This is a genomic window from Streptomyces sp. NPDC050448 (genome assembly GCF_040655295.1).
Taxonomy (GTDB): Bacteria; Actinomycetota; Actinomycetes; order Streptomycetales; family Streptomycetaceae; genus Streptomyces.
This window is the reverse complement of sequence record NZ_JBFAJR010000009.1, coordinates 195,691-217,754: the sequence shown is the minus strand read 5'-3', so window position 1 is coordinate 217,754 and position 22,064 is coordinate 195,691. Positions and strand designations below refer to the sequence as shown.

General features: G+C 70.1%; 17 protein-coding genes and 2 pseudogenes. 3 read left to right on the top strand and 16 right to left on the bottom strand.

What is annotated here, in order from left to right:
• Positions 1-194 precede the first annotated feature (194 nt).
• From aspA to AB0I68_RS14280, 5 genes and pseudogenes are all read right to left on the bottom strand, one after another.
• Complete coding sequence (aspA, locus tag AB0I68_RS14300) at positions 195-1,604, bottom strand: aspartate ammonia-lyase (protein WP_363177552.1); 1,410 nt, start codon at positions 1,602-1,604, stop codon at positions 195-197.
• Positions 1,605-1,660: 56 nt separating this feature from the next.
• Positions 1,661-2,674, bottom strand: coding sequence for an asparaginase (locus AB0I68_RS14295; RefSeq protein WP_363177551.1), 1,014 nt, complete (start codon positions 2,672-2,674; stop codon positions 1,661-1,663).
• 100 nt (positions 2,675-2,774) lie between these two features.
• Complete coding sequence (locus AB0I68_RS14290; RefSeq protein WP_363177550.1) at positions 2,775-4,214, bottom strand: amino acid permease; 1,440 nt, start codon at positions 4,212-4,214, stop codon at positions 2,775-2,777.
• Positions 4,211-4,888, bottom strand: coding sequence for a FadR/GntR family transcriptional regulator (locus AB0I68_RS14285; RefSeq protein ID WP_363177570.1), 678 nt, complete (start codon positions 4,886-4,888; stop codon positions 4,211-4,213). The genes AB0I68_RS14290 and AB0I68_RS14285 overlap by 4 nt, the downstream gene beginning before the upstream one ends.
• A gap of 154 nt (positions 4,889-5,042) precedes the next feature.
• A pseudogene (locus AB0I68_RS14280) lies at positions 5,043-5,408 on the bottom strand (RICIN domain-containing protein); the annotation flags it as partial.
• A gap of 344 nt (positions 5,409-5,752) precedes the next feature.
• On the opposite strand from AB0I68_RS14280, the gene chvE reads away from it, so the two are divergent.
• The 3 genes from chvE (at position 5,753) to mmsB (ending at position 9,749) form a co-directional block, all read left to right on the top strand.
• On the top strand, positions 5,753-6,835 hold the full coding sequence (chvE, locus tag AB0I68_RS14275; RefSeq protein WP_363177569.1) for a multiple monosaccharide ABC transporter substrate-binding protein: 1,083 nt from the start codon (positions 5,753-5,755) through the stop codon (positions 6,833-6,835).
• A 109-nt stretch (positions 6,836-6,944) separates the two neighbouring features.
• Positions 6,945-8,492 carry a multiple monosaccharide ABC transporter ATP-binding protein gene (gene mmsA, locus AB0I68_RS14270; protein WP_363177548.1) on the top strand — a complete coding sequence of 516 codons (1,548 nt, stop codon included), beginning with the start codon at positions 6,945-6,947 and terminating at the stop codon, positions 8,490-8,492.
• Between the two features lie 3 nt (positions 8,493-8,495).
• Positions 8,496-9,749, top strand: a complete 1,254-nt coding sequence (gene mmsB, locus AB0I68_RS14265) for a multiple monosaccharide ABC transporter permease (protein WP_363177547.1) — start codon at positions 8,496-8,498, stop codon at positions 9,747-9,749.
• Here mmsB and AB0I68_RS14260 read toward each other — a convergent pair.
• The 11 genes and pseudogenes from AB0I68_RS14260 to AB0I68_RS14210 form a co-directional block, all read right to left on the bottom strand.
• Complete coding sequence (locus AB0I68_RS14260; RefSeq protein WP_363177568.1) at positions 9,682-9,879, bottom strand: hypothetical protein; 198 nt, start codon at positions 9,877-9,879, stop codon at positions 9,682-9,684. The genes mmsB and AB0I68_RS14260 overlap by 68 nt on opposite strands.
• Positions 9,880-9,925: 46 nt before the next feature.
• Positions 9,926-10,848, bottom strand: a pseudogene (locus AB0I68_RS14255) (IS200/IS605 family accessory protein TnpB-related protein); the annotation flags it as partial.
• A 59-nt stretch (positions 10,849-10,907) separates the two neighbouring features.
• Positions 10,908-12,014 (bottom strand): aldose epimerase family protein, encoded by a 1,107-nt coding sequence (locus AB0I68_RS14250; protein ID WP_363177546.1) that lies wholly within the window; start codon positions 12,012-12,014, stop codon positions 10,908-10,910.
• Positions 12,015-12,114: 100 nt separating this feature from the next.
• Complete coding sequence (gene araA, locus AB0I68_RS14245) at positions 12,115-13,626, bottom strand: L-arabinose isomerase (RefSeq protein ID WP_363177545.1); 1,512 nt, start codon at positions 13,624-13,626, stop codon at positions 12,115-12,117.
• A gap of 16 nt (positions 13,627-13,642) precedes the next feature.
• Positions 13,643-14,314: an L-ribulose-5-phosphate 4-epimerase gene (locus AB0I68_RS14240; protein WP_363177544.1), complete on the bottom strand. Its 672-nt coding sequence runs from the start codon at positions 14,312-14,314 to the stop codon at positions 13,643-13,645.
• The gene (locus tag AB0I68_RS14235) at positions 14,311-16,038 is read right to left on the bottom strand and encodes a ribulokinase (protein ID WP_363177543.1); all 1,728 of its coding nucleotides are present in this window, start codon (positions 16,036-16,038) and stop codon (positions 14,311-14,313) included. The genes AB0I68_RS14240 and AB0I68_RS14235 overlap by 4 nt, the downstream gene beginning before the upstream one ends.
• A 119-nt stretch (positions 16,039-16,157) precedes the next feature.
• Positions 16,158-17,132 carry a galactofuranose ABC transporter, permease protein YjfF gene (yjfF, locus tag AB0I68_RS14230; RefSeq protein ID WP_363177542.1) on the bottom strand — a complete coding sequence of 325 codons (975 nt, stop codon included), beginning with the start codon at positions 17,130-17,132 and terminating at the stop codon, positions 16,158-16,160.
• Positions 17,129-18,175 (bottom strand): ABC transporter permease, encoded by a 1,047-nt coding sequence (locus AB0I68_RS14225; RefSeq protein ID WP_363177541.1) that lies wholly within the window; start codon positions 18,173-18,175, stop codon positions 17,129-17,131. Before AB0I68_RS14225 ends, yjfF begins: the two co-directional genes overlap by 4 nt.
• On the bottom strand, positions 18,172-19,707 hold the full coding sequence (locus AB0I68_RS14220) for a sugar ABC transporter ATP-binding protein (RefSeq protein WP_363177540.1): 1,536 nt from the start codon (positions 19,705-19,707) through the stop codon (positions 18,172-18,174). Before AB0I68_RS14220 ends, AB0I68_RS14225 begins: the two co-directional genes overlap by 4 nt.
• A 72-nt stretch (positions 19,708-19,779) precedes the next feature.
• Positions 19,780-20,775, bottom strand: coding sequence for an ABC transporter substrate-binding protein (locus AB0I68_RS14215; protein WP_363177539.1), 996 nt, complete (start codon positions 20,773-20,775; stop codon positions 19,780-19,782).
• 288 nt (positions 20,776-21,063) lie between these two features.
• Positions 21,064-22,053, bottom strand: coding sequence for a LacI family DNA-binding transcriptional regulator (locus tag AB0I68_RS14210; protein ID WP_363177567.1), 990 nt, complete (start codon positions 22,051-22,053; stop codon positions 21,064-21,066).
• Positions 22,054-22,064 lie beyond the last annotated feature (11 nt).

The following is a 22,064-nucleotide window of genomic DNA, read 5'->3' as shown; positions in this document are numbered from 1 at the left end:
ACGGCCTTCGAGCTCGGGAACACCGGCCGGTGGCGGACCGACCCACACGACGCTCGGTCGCCGCGAAGATCGGCCCCCGTTGCGCAGTGAGGAGCAGCGCCAAAGTCGCGCGCTGCCGCACCGGTGTTCCGGTGCGGGCCGCTCTGCCGCCGGCACGTGCGGTGCGGGGCCGGGAAGCCGCAGCCGCCCCGCCGTCAGGCCACCGCCGCGCCGGTTCCCGCGATCACCTCGGGCCGCAGCAGCGCGGCGAGCCTCTCGGCCGGGAGCAGGCCCCTCTCCAGGACGAGCTCGGCCACGCCCCGGCCGCTGGCGAGGGCTTCCTTGGCGATGTCGGTGGCGGCGGTGTACCCGATGTGCGGGTTCAGCGCGGTCACCAGGCCGATGGAGTTCTCGACGGTGGCGCGCAGCACCTCGGTGTTGGCGCTGATACCGCCCACGCAGCGCCCGGCGAGAGTGAGGCAGGCCGCGCGCAGGTGCGTGATGGACTCCGACAGCGAGTGCAGGATGATCGGCTCGAAGGCGTTGAGCTGGAGCTGCCCCGCCTCGGCGGCCATGGTGATGGTGACGTCGTTGCCGATCACCTCGAAGGCGACCTGGTTGACGACCTCGGGGATCACCGGGTTGACCTTGCCGGGCATGATGCTCGAGCCCGCCTGGACCGGCGGCAGGTTGATCTCGCCGAGGCCCGCGCGCGGTCCGGAGGACAGCAGGCGCAGGTCGTTGCAGGTCTTGGACAGCTTGACGGCGATGCGCTTGAGTACCCCGGACATCTGGACGAACGCCCCGCAGTCCTGGGTGGCTTCGATCAGGTTGGCCGCGGTGACCAGGGGCAGCCCGGTGATGTGGGCAAGGTGGCGGCGGGCCGATTCGGCGTATCCGGCGGGGGCGTTGAGGCCGGTGCCGATCGCGGTCGCGCCGAGGTTGATCTCGTGGATCAGCTCGACCGCCTCCGCGAGCCGGCTGCGGTCCTCGTCGAGCATGACGGCGAAGGCGGAGAACTCCTGGCCGAGCGTCATCGGCACGGCGTCCTGCAGCTGGGTGCGGCCCATCTTCAGGACCTCGCGGAACTCGACGGCCTTGCGGGCGAACGCGTCCTGGAGGACGGCCATGGCGTCGAGCAGGCCGCGCACCGCGAAGACGGTCGCGATCCGGACTGCGGTCGGGTAGACGTCGTTGGTGGACTGGCCGAGGTTGACGTCCTCGTTGGGGTGCAGGTGCCGGTACTGGCCCCTGGCGTGGCCCAGCAGTTCCAGCGCCCGGTTGGCGACGACCTCGTTGGCGTTCATGTTGGTCGACGTGCCCGCGCCGCCCTGGATGACGTCGACGACGAACTGGTCGTGCAGCTTGCCGCCGCGGATCTCCTGGCAGGCTGTGACGATCGCGGCGGCCTTGGCGGGCTCCAGCAGGCCGAGCTCCTCGTTGGCGAGGGCGGCGGCCTCCTTGACGGCGGCGAGGGCGTCGATCAGGTGCGGGTAGGCGGAGATGGGCGTGCCCGTGATGGGGAAGTTCTCGGTGGCGCGCAGGGTGTGGACGCCCCAGTAGGCGTCGGCGGGGACCTCGCGGTCTCCGAGCAGGTCGTGTTCGCTGCGGGTGGCGGCGGTCATGGGTGTGCGGGCCTCTTCCTGAGGTGGATGGGGTCAGGGCTGTGGAGCTGGTCCGGTCAGGCGGTGGCGAAGGCGGTCGGGTCCAGCGCCGCAACCGGCCGGATCCTGCCGACGGGCCGGCCGCCGCCGGTCATCGGCTCGCCCTCGAACCCGGCGAGCAGCCGCGGGTCGACACCCGCCCGGGCCAGGGCGGCGGCGGCCACCGGGACGCGCGCCCGGTTCGCCCCGTCGGCGATCTTCACTGCGACGGCCCGGCCGTCGGGCAGTGCGGCGATCTGGACGCCCTCGAAGCCGTCCTTGGCGAGCAGCCCGGGCACCGCGCGCATCAGCTCGGCCACGTCCCGCCCGGTGCCGGAGGCCATCTCCGGGTGGCCGCGCAGCGCGTCCGCCACCCGGCGCTCGGCCGTGCCCGGCGCCGCCGCGGCGATGCGGGCGGCGGCGCGGGCGAGGCCGTGCAGGGACACCGAGAACAGCGGGGACCCGCAGCCGTCGACGGTGACGTTCGCGATGCGCCGACCGGTGAGTTCCTCGACGACCTCGGCGATCGCCGTCTGGAGCGGGTGGGCCGGATCGAGGTAGGTCTTCAGGGGCCAGCCGTTGAGTGTGCAGAGGTACAGCATCGCGGCGTGCTTGCCGGAGCAGTTCTGGGCGAGCCGGGAGGGCGGGCGGCCCTCGCGTACCCAGGCGTCCCGGACCACCGGGGCGTACGGCAGGTCGGGGACGTTGCGCAGGTCGTCCTCGGTGAGGCCGGCCAGTTCGAGGATCAGCCGGGTACCTGCCAGGTGGTGCTCCTCGGCGGAGTGGCTGCCCATCGCGAGGGAGAGCAGGGCTCCGTCGAGCGGTAGACCGGCCCGGACCATGGCGACGGCCTGGACCGGTTTGAGGGCCGAGCGCGGGTAGCAGGCGGTCTCGATGTCGCCGATGCTCAACCGGACCTCGCCGTCGCTGTCGAGGACGACGACGGAGCCGTAGTGGATTCCCTCGATCACGCCGCCCCGGGTGACATGGGCGACGGGTGCATACCGGGGCTCGCGGATCGCGGGTGCGTCCGCCAGGAGACTGCTGTGCATCACTGCCTCGTTCGGTGGTGGGTTGCCGCGGGCCGGTGGCGGACGGCGGCCTCGCCGACCGCGGCCCCGGCCCGAGGGTCGGGCCGGGGCCGCGTCCGTCTCAGCCCTCGGTCCCGGCGGCGGCGCGCGCCACGCGGCCCCGGATCGCGTACCAGCCGGCGACCAGCGCCGCGGCGATCAGCGGCACGCACAGCACGGTGGTGCGGGCCGCCCCGCCGTCGGCGTACATGAGGACCAGGACGGAGGCGAGGAAGGCCAGCGTCACGAGTTCGGTCCACGGGGAGCCGGGCAAGCGGTAGCCGGGGCGGGTCAGTTCGCCGTCACGGGTCTTCCGCCAGAAGAGGAGGTGGCAGACCATGATCATGCCCCAGGTCGCGAGGATGCCGATCGCCGCGAGGTTGAGCACGATCTCGAACGCATCCGCCGGTACCACGAAGTTGAGGCCGACGCCGAGGACGCACATGCCACTGGTGAGCAATATGCCGCCGTACGGCACCTGCGTGCGGCTCATCCGGGCGGTGAACTGCGGGGCGGAACCGTTGACGGCCATCGAGCGCAGGATGCGGCCGGTGGAGTAGAGGCCGGAGTTGAGCGAGGACATGGCCGCGGTGAGGACGACCAGGTTCATCACGTCGCCGGCCGCCGGAACGCCGATGTGGGACAGCACGGTCACGAACGGGCTCTGGCCGGTGCTGTACTTGTTCCACGGCATCAGCATCGACAGGAGGACGACCGAGCCGACGTAGAAGAGGCCCACGCGCCACATGATCGAGTTGATCGCCTTCGGCATGATCTTCTCGGGGTTCTCGGTCTCCCCGGCCGTGACGCCGACCAGTTCGACGGAGGCATAGGCGAAGACGACGCCCTGGACGACCAGCAGCATGGGCAGCAGGCCGTTGGGGAAGATCCCGCCGTTGTCGGTGATCAGGGACGGACCGGGCACGGCGCCGTCGACGGGGTGCCGGGTGACCAGCAGGAAGATCCCGATGCCCATGAAGACCACCAGCGCGCTGACCTTGACGATGGCGAACCAGAACTCCAGTTCGCCGAAGATCCGCACCGAGATGAGGTTCACGGTGAGGACCACGGCCAGGGCTATGAGCGCGATCACCCACTGCGGGACGTCGGAGAACAGACGCCAGTAATGGGTGTACGTGGCGACGGCGGTGATGTCGGCGATGCCGGTGGTCGCCCAGTTGAGGAAGTACATCCAGCCTGCGGTGTAGGCGCCCTTCTCCCCCAGGAACTCCCGGGCGTACGAGACGAAGGCGCCGGAGGACGGCCGGTACAGGACGAGCTCGCCGAGCGCGCGCACGACGAGGAACGCGAAGGCCCCGCAGACGGCGTACGCGACGAACAGTGAGGGCCCGGCGTTCGCGAGGCGTCCGCCCGCGCCGAGGAAGAGCCCGGTGCCGATGGCCCCGCCGATGGCGATCATGTTGACGTGCCGGGCCTTCAAGGACTTGCTGTAGCCGGTGTCCCCGGCATCGACGTGACGGGTCGTGGGGCGTTTCTCGTCTCTGAGGAACTGCTCGCTCACGCCTCGGGTCCGCCTTCCATGGGGGTGTCCGTGCGCTTGGGGCGCACGATGTCGGTGAGGGTCGTTTCGACCCGGAGGAGGTGGTGGGACATGGCCGCTACCGCGTCGTGCTCGGAACCGTCGATCAGCGCCTCGACGATCGCCCGGTGCTCGCAGTTGGACTGCTCGCGCCGACCACCCAGCTCGTTGAGGAAGGTCGACTGACGCGCCAGTGCGTCACGGATCTCCTCGATGACCCGGCGGAAGACCGGGTTGCGGGAAGCCTCGGCCACCGCCAGGTGGAAGACGGTGTCCATGGCGACCCACGCGGTGGTGTCGGTCTCCTGCTCCATCCGGTCGAGCAGGTGGGCCAGGTGGTCCAGGTCCTCCGGGGTGCGGCGCAGCGCGGCGTACCCGGCGACCGGGATCTCGACGTGCTGGCGCACCTCCAGCAGGTCGCTGGCGGCGTAGTCACCGAAGGTGGGTTCCTCGACCGTGTTCGCCACGACGAAGGTGCCCTTTCCGGTCTTGGAGACGGTCAGGCCCATGGCCTGAAGGGCCCGGAGCGCCTCCCGCAGCACGGGCCGGCTGACCTCAAGGGTCCGGCACAGCTCCGCTTCGGACGGAAGCTTGTCGCCCACGGCGTACTGACCGCGCTCAATGGCGCTGCGCAGGTGGCCGAAGACCGCTTCCATCGCGCTGACGCGCCGCGGGACCCCACCACCTGTCTGGCTGTCTGACAGGTTCACGTGGCGATCCTGTGGGCTGCGGCGCAGGGTGTCAAGACACCGGCCATGAACCGGCTGCTCGCGCCGGCCTCGAGTCCCGTGGCCCTACCGGCCGGGCGTCGTAGGCCCCGTCCCCCTGGTCGAGCAGCGTCCATCTGTGGTCGGCGGTCCCGTTGTCCGACCACTGCAGGACGGTCGCGTCGTCTGCCGTGGGCATGTTCAGGATGCCCAGGGGGAGACCGCTGCCCACGCTGACGAGACGGACGCTGCCGCCGGCGTTCCAGTAGGCGGTGTAGTTGTGGCCGTGCGCGTCGTGGAACGGGCCCAGGTTGACGGTGGAACCGTCGTCGTTGGCCGCTCGCACGACGACCCGCGTGGGCAGGCGGACGGTGACCGCGTCGCCGGAGGCCCACGAGCGGCTGAGGGTGGCGTAGCTGCCGGGCGTGGTGGCGACGTTCTGCGCCGCGCCGTTGACGCTGATGTCCGCCGTTGCTACGTCGCAGCTAGTGTTAACGCTAACAATTCACCGGTCAAGCCCCCGTCGCGACCGCGTCTCCGCTTGCCCCGCGCTATATCCAACGGTGATCTCCGGGCCCTTGACGCGGTTTCTGTGAGCGTTAACACTCATGTAACGCCAGCCCAGAGGGCACCCACCGGGGCCTCCAGCGGGGTTCACTCACCCCGCCGCCCGGTCGGCCGTACCGACCCCGAACGAACCCGGCCCCCTCCACCCCGGGCCGGTGCTCGACCCCCGCTCGACCCGATCCGAGGCCCCTGCCGAGGTCGCGGCGATCGCGGCATACCACTGGAGGAATAGTGCGCAAGGTTTCGATGGGCCTCGCTGCTGCGGGCCTCACGTTGGCCCTTACGGCCTGCGGCCAGAGCGCCAACGGTGCGGGCGACGGCGCAAGCGGCGGTAACGCCAAGGGTGGCCTCGTCGGCATCGCGATGCCCACCAAGTCGTCGGAGCGCTGGATCAACGACGGCGACAACATGGTCAAGCAGTTCCAGGCCAAGGGCTACAAGACCGACCTGCAGTACGGCGACAACGTCGTCGAGAACCAGGTCTCGCAGATCGAAAACATGATCACGAAGGGCGCCAAGCTGCTGGTGGTGGCCGCCATCGACGGCTCCTCGCTCACGAACGTCCTCCAGAAGGCCTCCGATGCCAAGATCCCGGTGATCTCGTACGACCGCCTGATCCGCGGCACCGGGAACGTCGACTACTACGCGACCTTCGACAACTTCAAGGTCGGTGTCCTGCAGGGCAGTTACATCGCCGACAAGCTGGGTCTCGCGAGCGGCAAGGGCCCGTTCAACATCGAGCTGTTCGCCGGCTCGCCGGACGACAACAACGCCACCTTCTTCTTCCAGGGCGCGATGAGCGTGCTCCAGCCGTACATCGACCAGAAGAAGCTGGTCGTCCAGAGCGGTCAGACCAGCCTCAGCCAGGTCGGCACGCTGCGCTGGGACGGCGGTGTCGCACAGTCCCGGATGGACAACCTGCTGAGCAAGTCGTACACATCGGCCGGGGTCGACGCGGTGCTCTCCCCCTACGACGGCATCTCCATCGGCATCCTCTCCTCGCTGAAGGGCGTCGGCTACGGCAGCCCGGGCAAGGCGCTGCCGATCGTCACCGGCCAGGACGCCGAGCTGGCCTCGGTGAAGTCCATCATCGCGGGCGAGCAGACGCAGACCGTCTACAAGGACACCCGCGAGCTGGCCAAGGTCGCGGTGCAGATGGGCGACGCCCTGCTCACCGGCGGCAAGCCCGAGGTCAACGACACCAAGCAGTACGAGAACGGGGTCAAGGTCGTCCCGGCGTACCTGCTGCAGCCGGTCAGCGTCGACAAGGAGAACTACCGGAAGGTGCTGGTCGACGGCGGGCAGTACACCGCCGACCAGCTCAAGTAGCCACCGCGGCCCCGCACGCAGGGCCGCACCAGAGCCGGGCGCGTACGGGCGGGGCAGTCGACCTGACAGGCCCCCGCCCGTACCGCCCCTGTCGAACGGATGCACCACCATGGCCGGACCCGTCCTCGAGATGCGTTCGATCAGCAAGTCCTTCCCCGGTGTCCAAGCGCTCTGCGACGTCACCCTGAGCGTCGCCCCCGGCGAGGTCCACGCCGTCTGCGGTGAGAACGGCGCCGGGAAGTCCACCCTGATGAAGGTGCTCAGCGGGGTCCACCCGCACGGCTCCTACGAGGGCGAGATCCTTTTCCAGGGCGAGTCCTGCGCCTTCAAGGACATCCGGGCCAGCGAACAGCGCGGCATCGTGATCATCCACCAGGAGCTCGCCCTGGTGCCGTACCTCTCCATCGCGGAGAACATCTTCCTCGGCAACGAGCACGCCACCCGGGGCATCATCAGCTGGAGCACAACGCTCACCCACGCCAAGTCGCTCCTGCGGCGGGTCGGCCTCGACGAGAGCCCGCACACCCGGATCGCCGACATCGGCGTGGGCAAGCAGCAGTTGGTCGAGATCGCCAAGGCGCTCGCCAAGGAGGTCAAGCTGCTGATCCTGGACGAGCCGACGGCCGCCCTGAACGGCGAGGACAGCCGCAAGCTGCTCGACCTCATCCTGGAGCTCAAGGCTCAGGGCATCTCCTGCATCCTCATCTCGCACAAGCTGGGCGAGATCGCCCAGGTCGCGGACTCCGTCACGATCCTGCGCGACGGCCGGACCATCGAGACCATCGCGGTCGGCGCCGAGGGCATCTCCGAGGACCGGATCATCCGGGGCATGGTCGGCCGCGATCTGGAGCACCGCTACCCCGAGCGCACCCCCGAGCTGGGCGAGGTCGCCTTCGCCGTCGAGGACTGGACCGTCCACCACCCGATCGACCATCAGCGCAAGGTCGTCGACGGCGTGTCGCTCGAAGTGCGGCGCGGCGAGATCGTCGGTATCGCCGGCCTGATGGGCGCGGGCCGCACCGAGCTCGCGATGAGCGTCTTCGGCCGCTCGTACGGGCGCTGTACCGGTGGCCGGGTGCTGCTGGACGGCGAGGAGATCCGCACGCGCACCGTCCCGGAGTCGATCGGTCACGGCATCGCGTACGTCACCGAGGACCGCAAACACCTCGGGCTGAACCTGATGGACGACATCAGTCGCAACATCTCGCTGAGCGCGCTCGGCAAGGTCGCTCGGCGCGGGTGGGTGAACGAGCACGAGGAGACCCGGGTCGCGGAGTCCTTTCGCAAGACCATGAACATCAAGGCCCCTTCGGTGTTCGCGGAGACCGGGAAGCTCAGCGGCGGCAACCAGCAGAAGGTCGTCCTCAGCAAGTGGATCTTCTCCGAGCCGGACGTACTGATCCTCGACGAACCCACCCGGGGCATCGACATCGGCGCCAAGGCCGAGATCTACACCGTCATCGCCGAACTCGCGGCCGAGGGCAAGGCGGTGCTGATCATCTCCTCCGAACTCCCCGAGCTGCTCGGCATGTGCGACCGCATCTACGCGATGGCCGAGGGCCGGCTCACCGGTGAGGTGGACCGCGCGGACGCGACCCAGGAATCACTCATGCGCCTCATGACCGTGAGCGCTGCGACCGAGAACGAGCAGGTGTAAGGCATGGCCCAGACAGAGACCACGGACACCCCGGGCACCACGGACCTCAAGACGGCCCTGCCCGCCCGGCCCGGCGGCGGTGGCGGCATCGGCCCCCTGCTGGTGCGGGCGCTGCGCGGCAACATACGCCAGTACGGCATGCTGGTCGCGCTGGCGCTGATCGTCGTGGTGTTCCAGATCTGGACCGACGGCATCCTGCTCCAGCCCCTCAACGTCACCAACCTGATCCAGCAGAACAGCTACATCCTGATCCTGGCCATCGGCATGATGATCGTGATCATCGCCGGTCACATCGACCTCTCGGTCGGTTCGCTGGCCGCCTTCGTCGGCGCCGCCGCGGCCGTCATGATGGTCAAGCACGACGTGCCGTGGCCGCTCGCACTGACCGCCGCCCTGCTGATCGGCGCGGCCGCCGGTGCCTGGCAGGGGTTCTGGATCGCGTATGTCGGCATCCCGTCCTTCATCGTCACGCTGGCCGGCATGCTGCTGTTCCGCGGCGGGACGCAGATCGTGCTGCAGGGCCAGTCGGTGGCTCCCTTCCCCAAGGGCTTCCAGGAGATCAGCAGCGGCTTCCTGCCGGAGGTCGGCCCGCAGACCGACTACCACAACCTCACCCTGCTGCTGGGGCTCGTCGTGCTCGTGGTGGCGGTCCTCCAGGAGGTCCGGGGCCGACGGCAGGCCGCCCGCTACGGCCTCGACCTGCTCCCGCTCGGCTTCTTCCTGGCCAAGCTGGGCGCCATCGGCGCCGCGGTACTGGTGTTCACCCTGCTGCTGGCGAGCTACCACGGCTTCCCGATCGTGCTGCTGATCCTCGGCGTGCTGCTGGTCGCCTTCGGCTACCTGATGCGCAACTCCATCCTGGGCCGCCACACCTACGCGATAGGCGGCAACGAGGCCGCGGCGAAGCTGTCGGGCGTCAAGAGCAAGCGCGTCGTCTTCCTCGCCTTCGTCAACATGGGTGTGCTGGCCGCGCTCGCCGGCATGGTCTTCGCGGCGCGTCTCAACGCGGGTACGCCGCAGGCCGGCATCAACTTCGAACTGGAGGCGATCGCCGCCGCGTTCATCGGCGGCGCCTCGGCCTCCGGCGGCGTCGGCACGGTGCTCGGCGCCCTCATCGGCGGCCTGGTGCTCGGCGTGCTCAACAACGGTATGTCGCTGGTCGGTGTCGGCACCGACTACCAGCAGGTCATCAAGGGCCTGGTGCTGCTGGCCGCGGTCGGTTTCGACGTCTACAACAAGCGCAAGGCCGGTTCCTGAGCCGCTGCGTCCGGCCGCACCCCGTGGGGGCGGCCGGACGCAGCGGCCATTGCCGGTGGAAGGTGGCGTCAGCCTTGGCCAAGGTGGTGCTGACGGGCTGGACGTGGAGCAGGAAGTCGTAGTGCCGCAGGTACTGGCCCGGAGCGCCGTACGACTCGTAGGAGACCGTTCCTAGTCAGGTGGTCGGCGTTGGTGTCCACACCGATCACACCGTGCGCGAGGGCGGCCTCGAACGGGATGGTCTTCGTCGGCGGGTAGTGCCAGGAGGCGGTCAGGTACCAGCGGCCCCGGTCCGTGTCGTAATCGATGCGGTAGGCGACGGCCCGGTTCGCTTCCACACGGTCGGCCCACTCGGTGCCCCGGTGCGGGAACGTGACACGGGCGGCGAGGGCGTACCGGCCGTGCCCGGCGTTGGCCAGACCTGCGAGCGGGGCGGGTAGCTTGACCGACACTTCGCCGTCGGGGGTGACGCGGATCGTCTCGTTCCCGAACCTTTTACCGGACTCACCGTCCGCCTGGAGGAACCAGCGTGCGGCTTCCCAGCGCCGGCGCCACTGGGCCTCGGTGAGCTGCGCGTCGGCGAGGTGGTGCCGGGTACCCAGGAGTCGTTTGCCGCCCCGTGCGACCCGGACCCGTCCGGCCTCGCGGTCGTTCCGCGCACGGGCCGGCCGGTCTTCCAGAATGTGCAGGCGGCGGGTCTTGGCGAACCACTCCTGCCGGGTGCGGTAACCACCCGGTGCACGTTTGCTGCCCTTCTCGCCGATCGGCAGCGACAGGCGGTGTGTGATCGCCTGGATCCCGGCTTCCAGATTCTGGATGTGCGCCGTCTGGCCGCGCCGGGCCGGCGCCCACTGGTCATGCGACGCCTTGGTGAGAGCCCCCGCCCACCGCGACGACGAACGGTGGTGAGTTCCCGCTTCCGGGTCGCCCACGTGTCCGCGGAGTGATCCAGCCCGTCGGTGCACCGCGTCTTGAGATCGCGCGATGCCAGGGCTCCGAGATGCGAGCCCATCAGGCGCAGCACCTCCTCATCGCGCGGCGTGAGGTTCTTCAGCCGGGTCCGCACCGCGACACCGGGCGCGGGGGCGGGTGGGGGCATGCCGGTCCCTCCTGGGCGCCGTGAGCGCGCACGGTCGGGCGCGGCCGGGCGCCGCCGGGTCAGCCGGGGTCCACCGAGAACCGGTAGACGGTGGTCGAGCGGTACTCCTCCCCCGGGCGCAGGACGGTGGAGGGGTAGCAGGGGCGGTGCGGGGAGTCGGGGAAGTGCTGGGTTTCCAGCGCGATCCCGGCGAAGGCCCGGTACGGTGCGCCGCCCGGGCCTGTCAGCGAGCCGTCGAAGAGGTTCCCGGTGTAGATCTGCAGGCCGGGCTCGGTGGTCAGGCACTCCATCCGTCTGCCGCTGGCGCGGTGCGCCAGTACCGCCACCTGCCGCGGGTCCTGGCCCTCGTGCGGACGGAGCACCCAGTTGTGGTCGTAGCCTCCGCCGGCCAGGGTCAGCTGCGGGTGGTCGGCCGTGATCCGCTCGCCGACCGGGCGCGGCTCGGTGAGGTCGAACGGGGTGCCCTCGACCGGGAAGTGCGGGCCGTACGGGATCAACTCCCCGTCCACGGGCGTGTACTGGTCCGCGTCGACCTGCAGCACGTGGTCGAGGATGGTGCCGCTGCCCTCGCCGGCCAGGTTGAAGTAGGCGTGGTTGGTCAGGTTGACCACCGTGGGCGCGTCGGTGGCGGCCTCGTACGCGAGTGTGAGCGAACCCGCACGGTCCAGCAGATAGGTCACCTGGACGGTGAGCGCGCCGGGGAAGCCCTGGTCGCCGTCCGGGCTGTGCAGCGTGAAGCGGACGCCGACGCGGCTCGGCTCGCGCACCTGCGTGGCGTCCCAGATGCGCGCGTCGAAGCCTTCGGGGCCGCCGTGCAGGGTGTGGCCGTTTCCCTGGGTCCGCAGCCGGTGGACGGCGCCCTCGACGGGCAGTTCGCCGCCTGCGATCCGGTTCGCGTAGCGGCCGACCGTCGCCCCGAAGTACTTCGCCTCGCCGAGCATGTCCGCCACGCTCGCGCCGCCCAGCACGATGTCGGCGCGGTGCCCGTCCCGGTCCGGTGCGTACAGCGCCTGGAGCCGGGCGCCGAGGCTGAGCACTTCCGCCATGACGGCGCCCTCGGAGCCGAAGGCCCAGCGGTCGACGACCCGCCCGTCCGGGAGGGTCGCGTACGGCTCGCGGCGGATCGTCAGGGAACCGTCGTCGAGGCGGGTGGGCGCGTCGGGCATGGCTGTTCGTCACTCCGATTCGGGGGACGGGGGCGGGTTCGGGAGGACCGAAAGGGCGGCGGCGGCGGCGGCCCGGGAGGCCCCCCGCCCGCCGTCTGCGTCAGAAGCCCTGGGCCAGGCGGTGGTAGGCCTGGTTCCAGCGGATCTCCTTGGTGAACTGGCGGATCGTGGTGTCCGCGTCGATGACCAGCAGCTCGGTGGAGAGGATGTCGGCGAGGTCGCCCAGCTCCTCGGTCCCGATCGCGCTGGACAGCACGGTGTGGTGGGGCGCGCCGGCGGTCAGCCACGCCTCGGTCGAGGTGCGCAGGTTCGGGCGCGGCTGCCAGACGGCGCGCGCGACGGGGAGGTTCGGCAGCGGCTCGAGGGGCTCGACCACGTCGATCTCGTTGGCGACCAGGCGGAACCGGTCGCCCATGTCGGCCAGCCCGACCACGACGGCGGGACCGGTCCGGGCGTCGAAGACGAGGCGGACCGGGTCCTCGCGGCCCCCGATGCCCAAGGGGTGGATCTCGCAGGACGGCACGTCCGATGCGATGGTCGGGCAGACCTCCAGCATGTGCGCGCCGAGGATCAACTCCCGCCCCGGCTCCAGGTGGTAGGTGTAGTCCTCCATGAAGGAGGTGCCGCCCTGCAGCCCGGTGGACATCACTTTGAGCGTGCGCAGCAGGACGGAGGTCTTCCAGTCGCCCTCGCCGCCGAATCCGTAGCCGTCGGCCATCAGCCGCTGCACCGCCAGGCCGGGTAGCTGGCGCAGGCCGCCGAGGTCTTCGAAGTTGGTGGTGAAGGCGTGGAAGCCGCCGTCCGTCAGGAATCCGCGCAGGCCGAGTTCGATGCGCGCGGCGTAGCGCAGAGAGTCGTGCCGGTCCCCGTCCGCGCGGAGTTCGGGCGCGAGGCGGTAGGTGTCCTCGTACTCCTTGACCAGTTCGGTCACGCCGGCGTCGGCGGCCGCGTCGACGGCTGCGACCAGGTCGTTGACGCCGTACGTGTTGACCGAGACGCCGAAGCGGAGTTGGGCCTCGACCTTGTCGCCCTCGGTCACGGCGACGTCGCGCATGTTGTCGCCGAATCGCGCCAGCTTGAGGCTCTGCAGCTCGGAGCGGCCTGCCGCGGCCCGGGCCCAGGAGGCGATCCGGGCAGCGACCGAGGGGTCGCCGACGTGTCCGGCGACGGTCTTGCGTGCGACGCCGAGCCGGGACTGGATGTAGCCGAACTCGCGGTCCCCGTGGGCCGCTTGGTTCAGGTTCATGAAGTCCATGTCGATCGACGCCCAGGGCAGTGCGGCATCGGCCTGGGTGTGCAGGTGGAGCAACGGCTTGCGCAGGGCGTCCAGGCCGGCGATCCACATTTTCGCCGGGGAGAAGGTGTGCATCCAGGCGATGAGGCCGATGCAGGTGTCGTCTGCGTTGGCGTCCAGGCAGACCCGCCGGATCGCGCCGGCGTCGGTGAGTACGGGCTTCCAGACGATGTTCACCGGGATGCCCGAGTCGCCGAGTGCGTCGGCGATCCGGCGGGACTGCTCTGCGACCTGACGCAAGGTGTCGTCGCCGTACAGCCCTTGGCTGCCGGTCAGGAACCAGACTTCGCGGCCCTGGATTGCCTTCTGTGCCTTCATGGGGGCGTGGGTCTCCTTAGCGGGCAGCGGGTTGCTGGCCGTACACGTTCTGGTAGCGGTGGTTGAGGCGGTCGATGTCGTCCTGCGCTATCGGCAGGGGTTCGCCGAGCTGGCGGGAGATGTGGACGGTGCGGGCGACGTCCTCGCACATCACGGCGGCCTTGACGGCGGCCTTGGCGTCCTTGCCGATGGTGAAGACGCCGTGGCTCTTCATCAGGACGGCCGGCGAGCGGTGGCCCCGGAGGGTCTCGACGATGCCCCGGCCGATGGAGTCGTCGCCGATCAGCGCGAAGGGGCCGACGGGGATCTCGGCGCCGAACTCGTCGGCCATGGCGGTCAGTACGCAGGGCACCGCCTCTCCGCGCGCGGCCCAGGCGCTCGCGTACGTCGAGTGGGTGTGCACCACTGCGCCGACCTCGGGGATGTGGCGGTAGACGTAGGCGTGCGCGGCGGTGTCCGAGGACGGGGACTGGTCGCCCTCGACGACCTTGCCGTCCAGGTCGCAGAGGATCATGTTCCGGGGCGTCAGCTCGTCGTACGAGACGCCGCTCGGCTTGATGACCATCAGGTCCTCGCCGGGGACGCGGGCGGAGATGTTGCCGGCCGTCCAGACGACGAGGCCGTAGCGGACCAGCTCCTGGTGGAGGTCGCTGACCTGGCGGCGCAGCAGATCGATCGGGGAACTCATGCTCGGACCTCGCTCTTCTGGGCGGCCAAGGTGGCCTCGGGGTCGGTTCGCGGGGCGGTGAGCGCCGCGTTGCGGATGGCGCGCAGGCGGTGGAGGAGCTTGTCGGGGCCGGTGCCGAAGTGGTCGTGCAGGGTGCGGTACTCGGCGTAGAGGCGGTCGTAGGCGTCGGCGCGCGCGGTGTCCGGTTGGTGGACTCCGCGGCGTACGCGGCCCATGGCGGCGGCCGCGGTGCGTACGTCCGGGTGCGCGCCGGCGGCGACGGCGGCGTGGATGGCGGAGCCGAGGGCGGGGCCCTGGGCGGACTCGGCGAGGGAGACGGGCCGGCGCAGCACGTCGGCGTAGATCCGCATGAGCAGGGGGTTCTTCTTCAGTCCGCCGGTCACGATGAACTCCGTGACGGGGACGCCGCCCTGCTCCAGGGCGTCGATGATGGTGCGGGTGCCGAAGGCGGTGGCCTCCAGCAGGGCGCGGTAGATCTCCTCGGGGCGGGTGGTGAGGGTGAGGCCGACGATGACTCCGGAGAGGTGGTGGTCGACGAGGGTGGAGCGGTTTCCGTTCATCCAGTCGAGGGCGACCAGGCCGTGGCCGCCGACGGGCTGGTCGGCGATCTTGCGGGACAGCAGTTGGTGCAGGTCCTCGCCGGTGGCTTCGGCCTCTGCGCGGTAGTGGGTCGGCACGCCTTGGCGCAGCCACCAGGCGAAGATGTCGCCGACCGCGCTCTGCCCGGCCTCGTAGCCGTAGGCGCCCTCCACGATGCCGCCGTCGACGACTCCGCAGATTCCGGGGACGTCGGCGAGGGCGGGGCCGTTGACGACGTGGCAGGTGGAGGTGCCCATGATGGCGAGCAGCTGGCCGTTCTCGACGGCCTGGGCGGCAGGGGCCGCGACATGGGCGTCGACGTTGCCGGTGGCGACGGCGATGCCCTCGGGCAGCCCGGTCCAGGCGGCCGCCTCGGCGGTGAGGGAGCCGGCCCGGGATCCCAGCGGCGACAGCGGATGCTCCAGCCGGGTGCGCGCGAAGTCGGCGAAATCGGGGTGCAGGGCCGCGAGGTAGTCCTCGCTGGGGTAGTGGCCGTCCTGGTGGATGCCCTTGTATCCCGCCGTGCAGGTGTTGCGGGTCTCGACGCCTGCGAGCTGCCAGACGATCCAGTCCGCGGCCTCGATCCAGCGCTCGGTGGCGGCGTAGGTGTCCGGGTCCTCCTCGAGTACCTGGAGCGCCTTGGCGTACTGCCATTCGGCGGAGATCTTGCCGCCGTAGCGGGAGATCCACTTCTCGGCGCGCAGGTGGGCGAGGTGGTTGATGCGGTCGGCCTGGCTCTGGGCCGCGTGGTGCTTCCAGAGCTTGGGCCAGGCGTGCGGGCGAACGCCCAGCGCGGTCTCGGCGAGCGGGGTGCCGTCGGCCCGTACGGGCAGGACGGTGCAGGCGGTGAAGTCGGTGGCGATGCCGATGACGGCGGCCGGGTCGATGCCGCTCGCGGCCACTGCGGCGGGGACGGCGGTGCGCAGCACCTCGCGCCAGTCCTCGGGGTGCTGGAGGGCCCAGTCGGGCGGCAGGGGCTGACCGGTGGTGGGGAGTTCACGCTCGATGACGCCGTGCGGGTACACGTGGACGGCGGAGCCGACCTCCTCGCCGTCGCGTACGCGGACCACCACGGCCCGGCCGGAGAGAGTGCCGAAGTCGACACCCACGACATGGCTCTCCGCGGTCTGGGGGGGAGGGGTCACGGTCACTTCACATCCTTCGTACGGAGCCCCGAGAGGGCGCAGCGATGCCGCCGGGGCGTCGTCCGGCGATTGTTAGCGCTAACAATTGGCCTGTCAAGGGCGGGCTCGCCTTCAGCCGATCAGACCTTGCGACGGCCGGCGATCAGGCGCTGGAGCAGGATGAAGACGAACAGCAGGCCGCCGACCACGATCCTGGTCCACCACGAGCTGAGCGTGCCCTGGAAGCTGATGACGGTCTGGATCAGGCCCAGCACGAGCACCCCCAGCGCGGTCCCCAGCAGGTATCCGGACCCCCCGGTCAGGAGCGTCCCGCCGATCACCACGGCCGCAATCGCGTCCAACTCCAGGCCCACCGCGTGGAGCCCGTAGCCGGAGAGCATGTAGAAGGTCAGCAATACTCCCCCGAGCGCCGAGCAGAAGCCGCTGACGGCGTACACGGCCATCTTCGTCCGCCCGGCCGGGAGCCCCATCAGCCGGGCCGACTGCTCGCTGCCGCCCAGCGCGTACACGTTCCGGCCCAGCCGTGTGTAGTGCAGGACCACGAATGCGATCACCAGCACACCTACCGCGATCAGAACGCTCGGCGAGACGAACAGGTCGCCGGGCAGGGGGATCCGGGTCTGGGCGAAGGCCGTGTAGGCCGGGTCGGTGAGGGAGATCGAGTCGATGCTGATCGTGTAGCAGAGGCCACGGGCCAGGAACATGCCGGCGAGCGTCACGATGAACGGTTGGATCTCGAAGGAGTGGATCACCCATCCCATCGCGAGCCCGGCGCCCGTCCCCACCGCCAGGACCAGCGGGATCACCAGCAACGGCGGCCAGCCGTGCTGTTCCACCAGCCAGGCGGAGATCATCGTCGACAGTGCGACCATCGCGCCGACCGACAGGTCGATCCCTCCGGTCAGCACCACGAAGGTCATCCCGATGGCGACCACCAGCAGGAAGGCGTTGTCGATGAGCAGGTTGAGCAGCACCTGCCCGGAGAAGAACCCGTCGTACTGGACGGATCCGGCACCGAACATCGATATCAGCAGGGCCGATGTGACCAGCAGCGGGATGTACGCGCGGCCACGCGCTGCCGTGATCGCGCTCATGCCCCCACCTCCGTGTTCTCTGTCGTCAGCGGACGCGGCCTCGTGCCGCGCCCGGTCCGGGCCCGTCGGCGCGCGGCCTTGGCCCGGAAGGCGGGTGACTGGATCAGGCAGACCGCGATCACCACGAAGGCTTTGAAGACCAGGGTGGTCTCCGGCGGGATGCCGATGGTGTAGACGGTGGTGGACAGGGTCTGGATGATCAGCGCACCGATCACCGTGCCGCCGAGCGAGAACCGCCCGCCGGTCAGCGCGGTGCCGCCGACCACCACGGCGAGGATGGCGTCCAGCTCGATCCAGAGCCCGGCGTTGTTGCCGTCCGCACTGGAGACGTTCGAGCTGATCATGAGCCCGGCGACCGCGGCGCACAGCGCGCTGAAGACGTACACCAGGCATATCAGGCCCATCGCCCGGATGCCGACCAGGCGGCTGGCGACCGGGTTGCCGCCGACCGACTCCAGCAGCAGCCCGAGCGCCGTACGCCGGGTCAGCAGCGACGTCAGCAGCACCACCACGACCGCGAGCAGGATCGCGAACGGCATGGTGAGCCAGTATCCGCCGCCGATCAGCTTGTAGGGCTCGCTGGTGACGGTGACGATCTGGCCGTCCGTCACCAGCTGGGCGACACCGCGTCCGGCCACCATCAGGATGAGGGTGGCGATGATCGGCTGGACACCGACCCCCGCCACCAGTACGCCGTTGATCAGCCCCAGGACGAGGGCCACCGCCAGGGCGATGGCGACGGCGCCGAACACCGTGCCCGGGCTTGCCGGGTCGGCCGCGCCGCTGATGTGCAGGCAGGCCAGCGCGCCCGCGATGGCGACGGTGGAGCCGACCGAGAGGTCGATGCCGCTGGTCGCGATGACCAGCGTCATGCCCAGCGCCACCAGGATCAGCGGGGCGCCGAAGTGGAGGATGTCGATCAGGCTCCCGTACAGGTGCCCGTCCTTGACCCGGATCGCGAAGAAGTCCGGCGTGAACAGCACGTTGGCCAGCAGCAGGGCCGCGAGCACGGTGGCGGGCCAGAAGAGGCGGTGCTTGGTCATGACCGGGCTCCGCTCGCGATCGTCGCCATGATGCGCTCGGGAGTGAGCGATCCGTCGTTCGGCAGCTCGGCGACCAGCCGGCGGTCCCGCAGCACGCCCACCCGGTGGCTGAGCCGCAGAACTTCCTCCAGTTCGGCCGAGATGAACAGCACCGACATGCCGTCCCGGGCCAGCGAGGCCACCAACTTCTGGATTTCGGCCTTGGCGCCGATGTCGATGCCCCGGGTCGGCTCGTCGAGGATCAACAGCTTGGGGTCGGTGATCAGCCAGCGAGCCAGCAGTACCTTCTGCTGGTTGCCGCCGCTGAGATGGCGCACCAGCGCCTCGGGGTTGTCCGGGCGGATGTCCAGTGACCGGATCCAGCGCAGCGCGATCTCGTCCTGCTTGGAGCGGGAGAGCGGACGCGTCCAGCCGCGGGCCGCCTGCAAGGCCAGGATGATGTTCTCGCGTACCGTCAACTCCGCCACCAGACCCTCGTTCTTGCGGTCCTCCGAGCAGAAGGCGATCCCGTACGAGATCGCGGCGCGCGGCGTGCGCAGCGCGACGGTGGCGTCCTCGATCCGCACCGAGCCCTGGGAACTGCGGTCGGCACCGAACAGCAGGCGGGCCGCCTCCGTACGCCCTGACCCCAACAGCCCCGCAAGTCCTACGACTTCACCGGGCCGGATGGTGAGGTCGTACGGCTCGATCGCGCCGGTGCGACCCAGGCCGTCGGCGCTCAGGAACGGCGTGGTTCCGGCTTCGGCGGCGGGCTCGTGACGAGTGGCGCCCGACAGCTCCTCCAGGCTCCTCAGTTCGCCGCCGATCATGCGGGCGACCAGTTCGACCTGGCTCAACTCACTGATCGGGTACTCGCCCTCCAGCTTGCCGTTGCGCAGGATGGTCATCCGGTCGCAGATCTCGTAGATCTGGTCCAGGAAGTGCGAGACGAACAGGATCGCCACGCCCTGGTCGCGCAACCGGCGTATCACCGCGAACAGTTGCCGCACCTCGTCGCGGTCCAGGCTGGAGGTCGGCTCGTCCAGGATCAGCACCTTGACCGAGACGTCCACCGCCCGGACGATCGCGACCAGTTGCTGGACCGCGATCGAGTAACTGCCCAGTGGGGCGGTGACGTCGATGTCCAGGTCGAGGTCGGCGACCAGCTCTGCGGCGCGGCGACGGAGGGCCGACCAGTGGATGAGTCCGAGGCGGCGCGGTTCACGGCCGATGAAGATGTTCTCTGCGACCGACAGGTTCAGGCAGAGGTTGACCTCCTGGTACACCGTGCTGATCCCGGCCTGCTGCGCCTGCAGCGGGCCGGGGATGTGCACGGGCCGGCCGCTCAGCACGACCTCGCCGCCGTCCGACGCGTAGACGCCGGTGAGCACCTTGATCAGCGTGGACTTGCCGGCGCCGTTCTCACCCATCAGGGCGTGCACCTCGCCGGGGAAGAGCCGGAAGTCGACCCCGTCCAGAGCCACCACGCCCGGGAACTCCTTGCGGATCCCGTGTACTTCCAGGACCGGTTGCTGTGCACGGTGCGCAGGCATCCGCCCCCTCCTCTCGTGGTCGCGACCGGGGCCGGCCGGGTCGGATCCGGGTAGCCCTGGTCAGCGGGCCGGTCAGTACTGGCGGGTCGGCAGGGCGGCCGCGGCCTGGTCCTGGGTGAAGACGCCCTCTTCGGTCTTGATCCGGCGCGGCACCTGTTCGCCGGCCTTGACCTTCTTGATCAGGTCCATCAGCTGGTCGCCCAGGAGGGGGTTGCACTCGACGAGGACGTTGATCTTGCCCTGGCTCATCGCGGTGAAGGCGTCCTTGACGCCGTCGACCGAGATGATCTTGATATCGGTGCCGGGCTTCTTGCCGGCTTCCTCGATGGCCTGGATGGCGCCGAGTGCCATGTCGTCGTTGTGCGCGTAGAGCACGTCGATCTTCGGCTGGGACTTCAGGAAGGCCTGCATGACCTCTTTGCCCTTGGCGCGCGTGAAGTCACCGGTCTGGGAGGCCGTGATCTTGAACTTGGCGTCCGCCTTGATGACGTCGGCGAAGCCCGATCTGCGGTCGTTGGCCGGGGCCGAGCCGGTGGTGCCCTGCAGCTCCACGATGTTCACCGCGTCGCTCTTGCCCTGGTACTCCTTCACCAGCCAGTCGCCGGCCTTCTTGCCCTCCTCGGTGAAGTCCGAACCGAGGAAGGTGGCATAGAGCGACTCGTCCTTGGAGTCCACCGCGCGGTCCGTCAGAACGACCGGGATGTGGGCGGCCTTGGCCTCCTTGAGCACGGTGTCCCAGCCCGACTCGACCACCGGCGAGAAGGCGATGACGTCCACCTTCTGCTGGATGAACGAGCGGATGGCCTTGATCTGGTTCTCCTGCTTCTGCTGGGCGTCGGAGAACTTCAGCGTGATCCCGGCCTTCTTGGCCGCATCCTGGACGGACTTGGTGTTGGCCGTGCGCCACCCGCTCTCCGCGCCGACCTGGGAGAAGCCCACGGTGAGCCGGCCACCGGAGCCCTTGCCGTCGGCCGAGCCACCGCCGGTGCCGCCGCCGCCGGAACCGCAAGCGGACAGAACGGTGACCATCGCGGCGGCGACCAGGGCCGCCGCAGCTCTCTTGGACATCTTGGGATTCCTCTCGAGTGGGGAGGCCGCTCTCGGCGCGGACGGATCGACCGCGGGCAGATCGACCGGGCAGGCCGACCGGCGCGGGAGGCGGTGGGAACACCGTCGGGGGCGATAGGCGCCCGGTGCGGCGTTGGTGCAGGCGGCGGTGCGGTCCGCACCGTCCATGTGAACGGGATGTAGCGGTGCCGTTTCGCCTGAGGGAGATTGTTAGCGCTCACAATTCCATGGACAAGGGGGCCGCCATGCCGTTACCCAATCTTGACCAGGCCGTCCGCGGGCTGCCGGCTATCGACGCGCCACCGGGCCGGCACTGCGCCGCAGCACCATCTCCGGCGAGATCAGCACGTGGCTGCGGGCGTGGCCGACGCCGGTGAGCTCCTCCACCAGCAGCTCAAGAGCGCGGCGTCCCAGCTCACCGAAGTCCTGACGCACGGTGGTCAGCGGTGGGGCGAAGTACGCGGCTTCGGGAATGTCATCGAACCCGACCACGCTGATGTCCCCCGGAATCGCCCGTCCCGCTTCATGGAACGCGCGGAGCAGGCCGAGGGCCATGTGGTCGTTGGCGCAGAAGACCGCCGTGACCAGGGGATCCTCGGCGATCCGCAGTCCGGCCTCGTACCCGGACCTCGCGCTCCAGTCGCCGCTCTGTACGGGTGGCACCTCGGCGCCGCCGGCCTCGAGGGCCCCCCGCCAGCCGTCCTGCCGGGTCTTGGTCTCCAGCCAGCCGGGCGGGCCGGCGACGTGGTGGACCGTGGCATGCCCGAGGTCGAGCAGGTGTCGGGTGGCTGCCAGCGCGCCCGACTCGTTGTCGACGGCGACCATCGGCACTCGGGACTGGCTGCCCGACCCGACCGCGACCACCGGCACCGCGCTGGACAGCTTCGCCACCGCGCTCACCGCCGAGATCTGCGGCGCGATGACGACGATGCCCTCCACGCCCTGGTCGCGGAGCCGGTCCACCGCCTCCTGTACGGAGCGGCTGTCCAGCGAACGCAGGCTCGCGACGCTGACGAAGTACCCCGCACTGCGCGCGGCCTGCTCGATCCCGTCCAGCATCGAGGCGGGCCCGTAGAGTGCGCTGCCGAAACTGACCACACCCAGGGTCTGGGAGCGGCGGGTGACCAGCGCGCGGGCTGCCGAGTTGGGACGGTAGTCCAGCTCCCGGATGGCGGCGAGCACCCGGTCCCGGGTGTCGGGCCGGACGTGCGGTGCACCGTTCAGCACCCGGGACACGGTCTGGTGGGACACGCCGGCGACCCGCGCCACATCCGCCATCACGGGCTGGC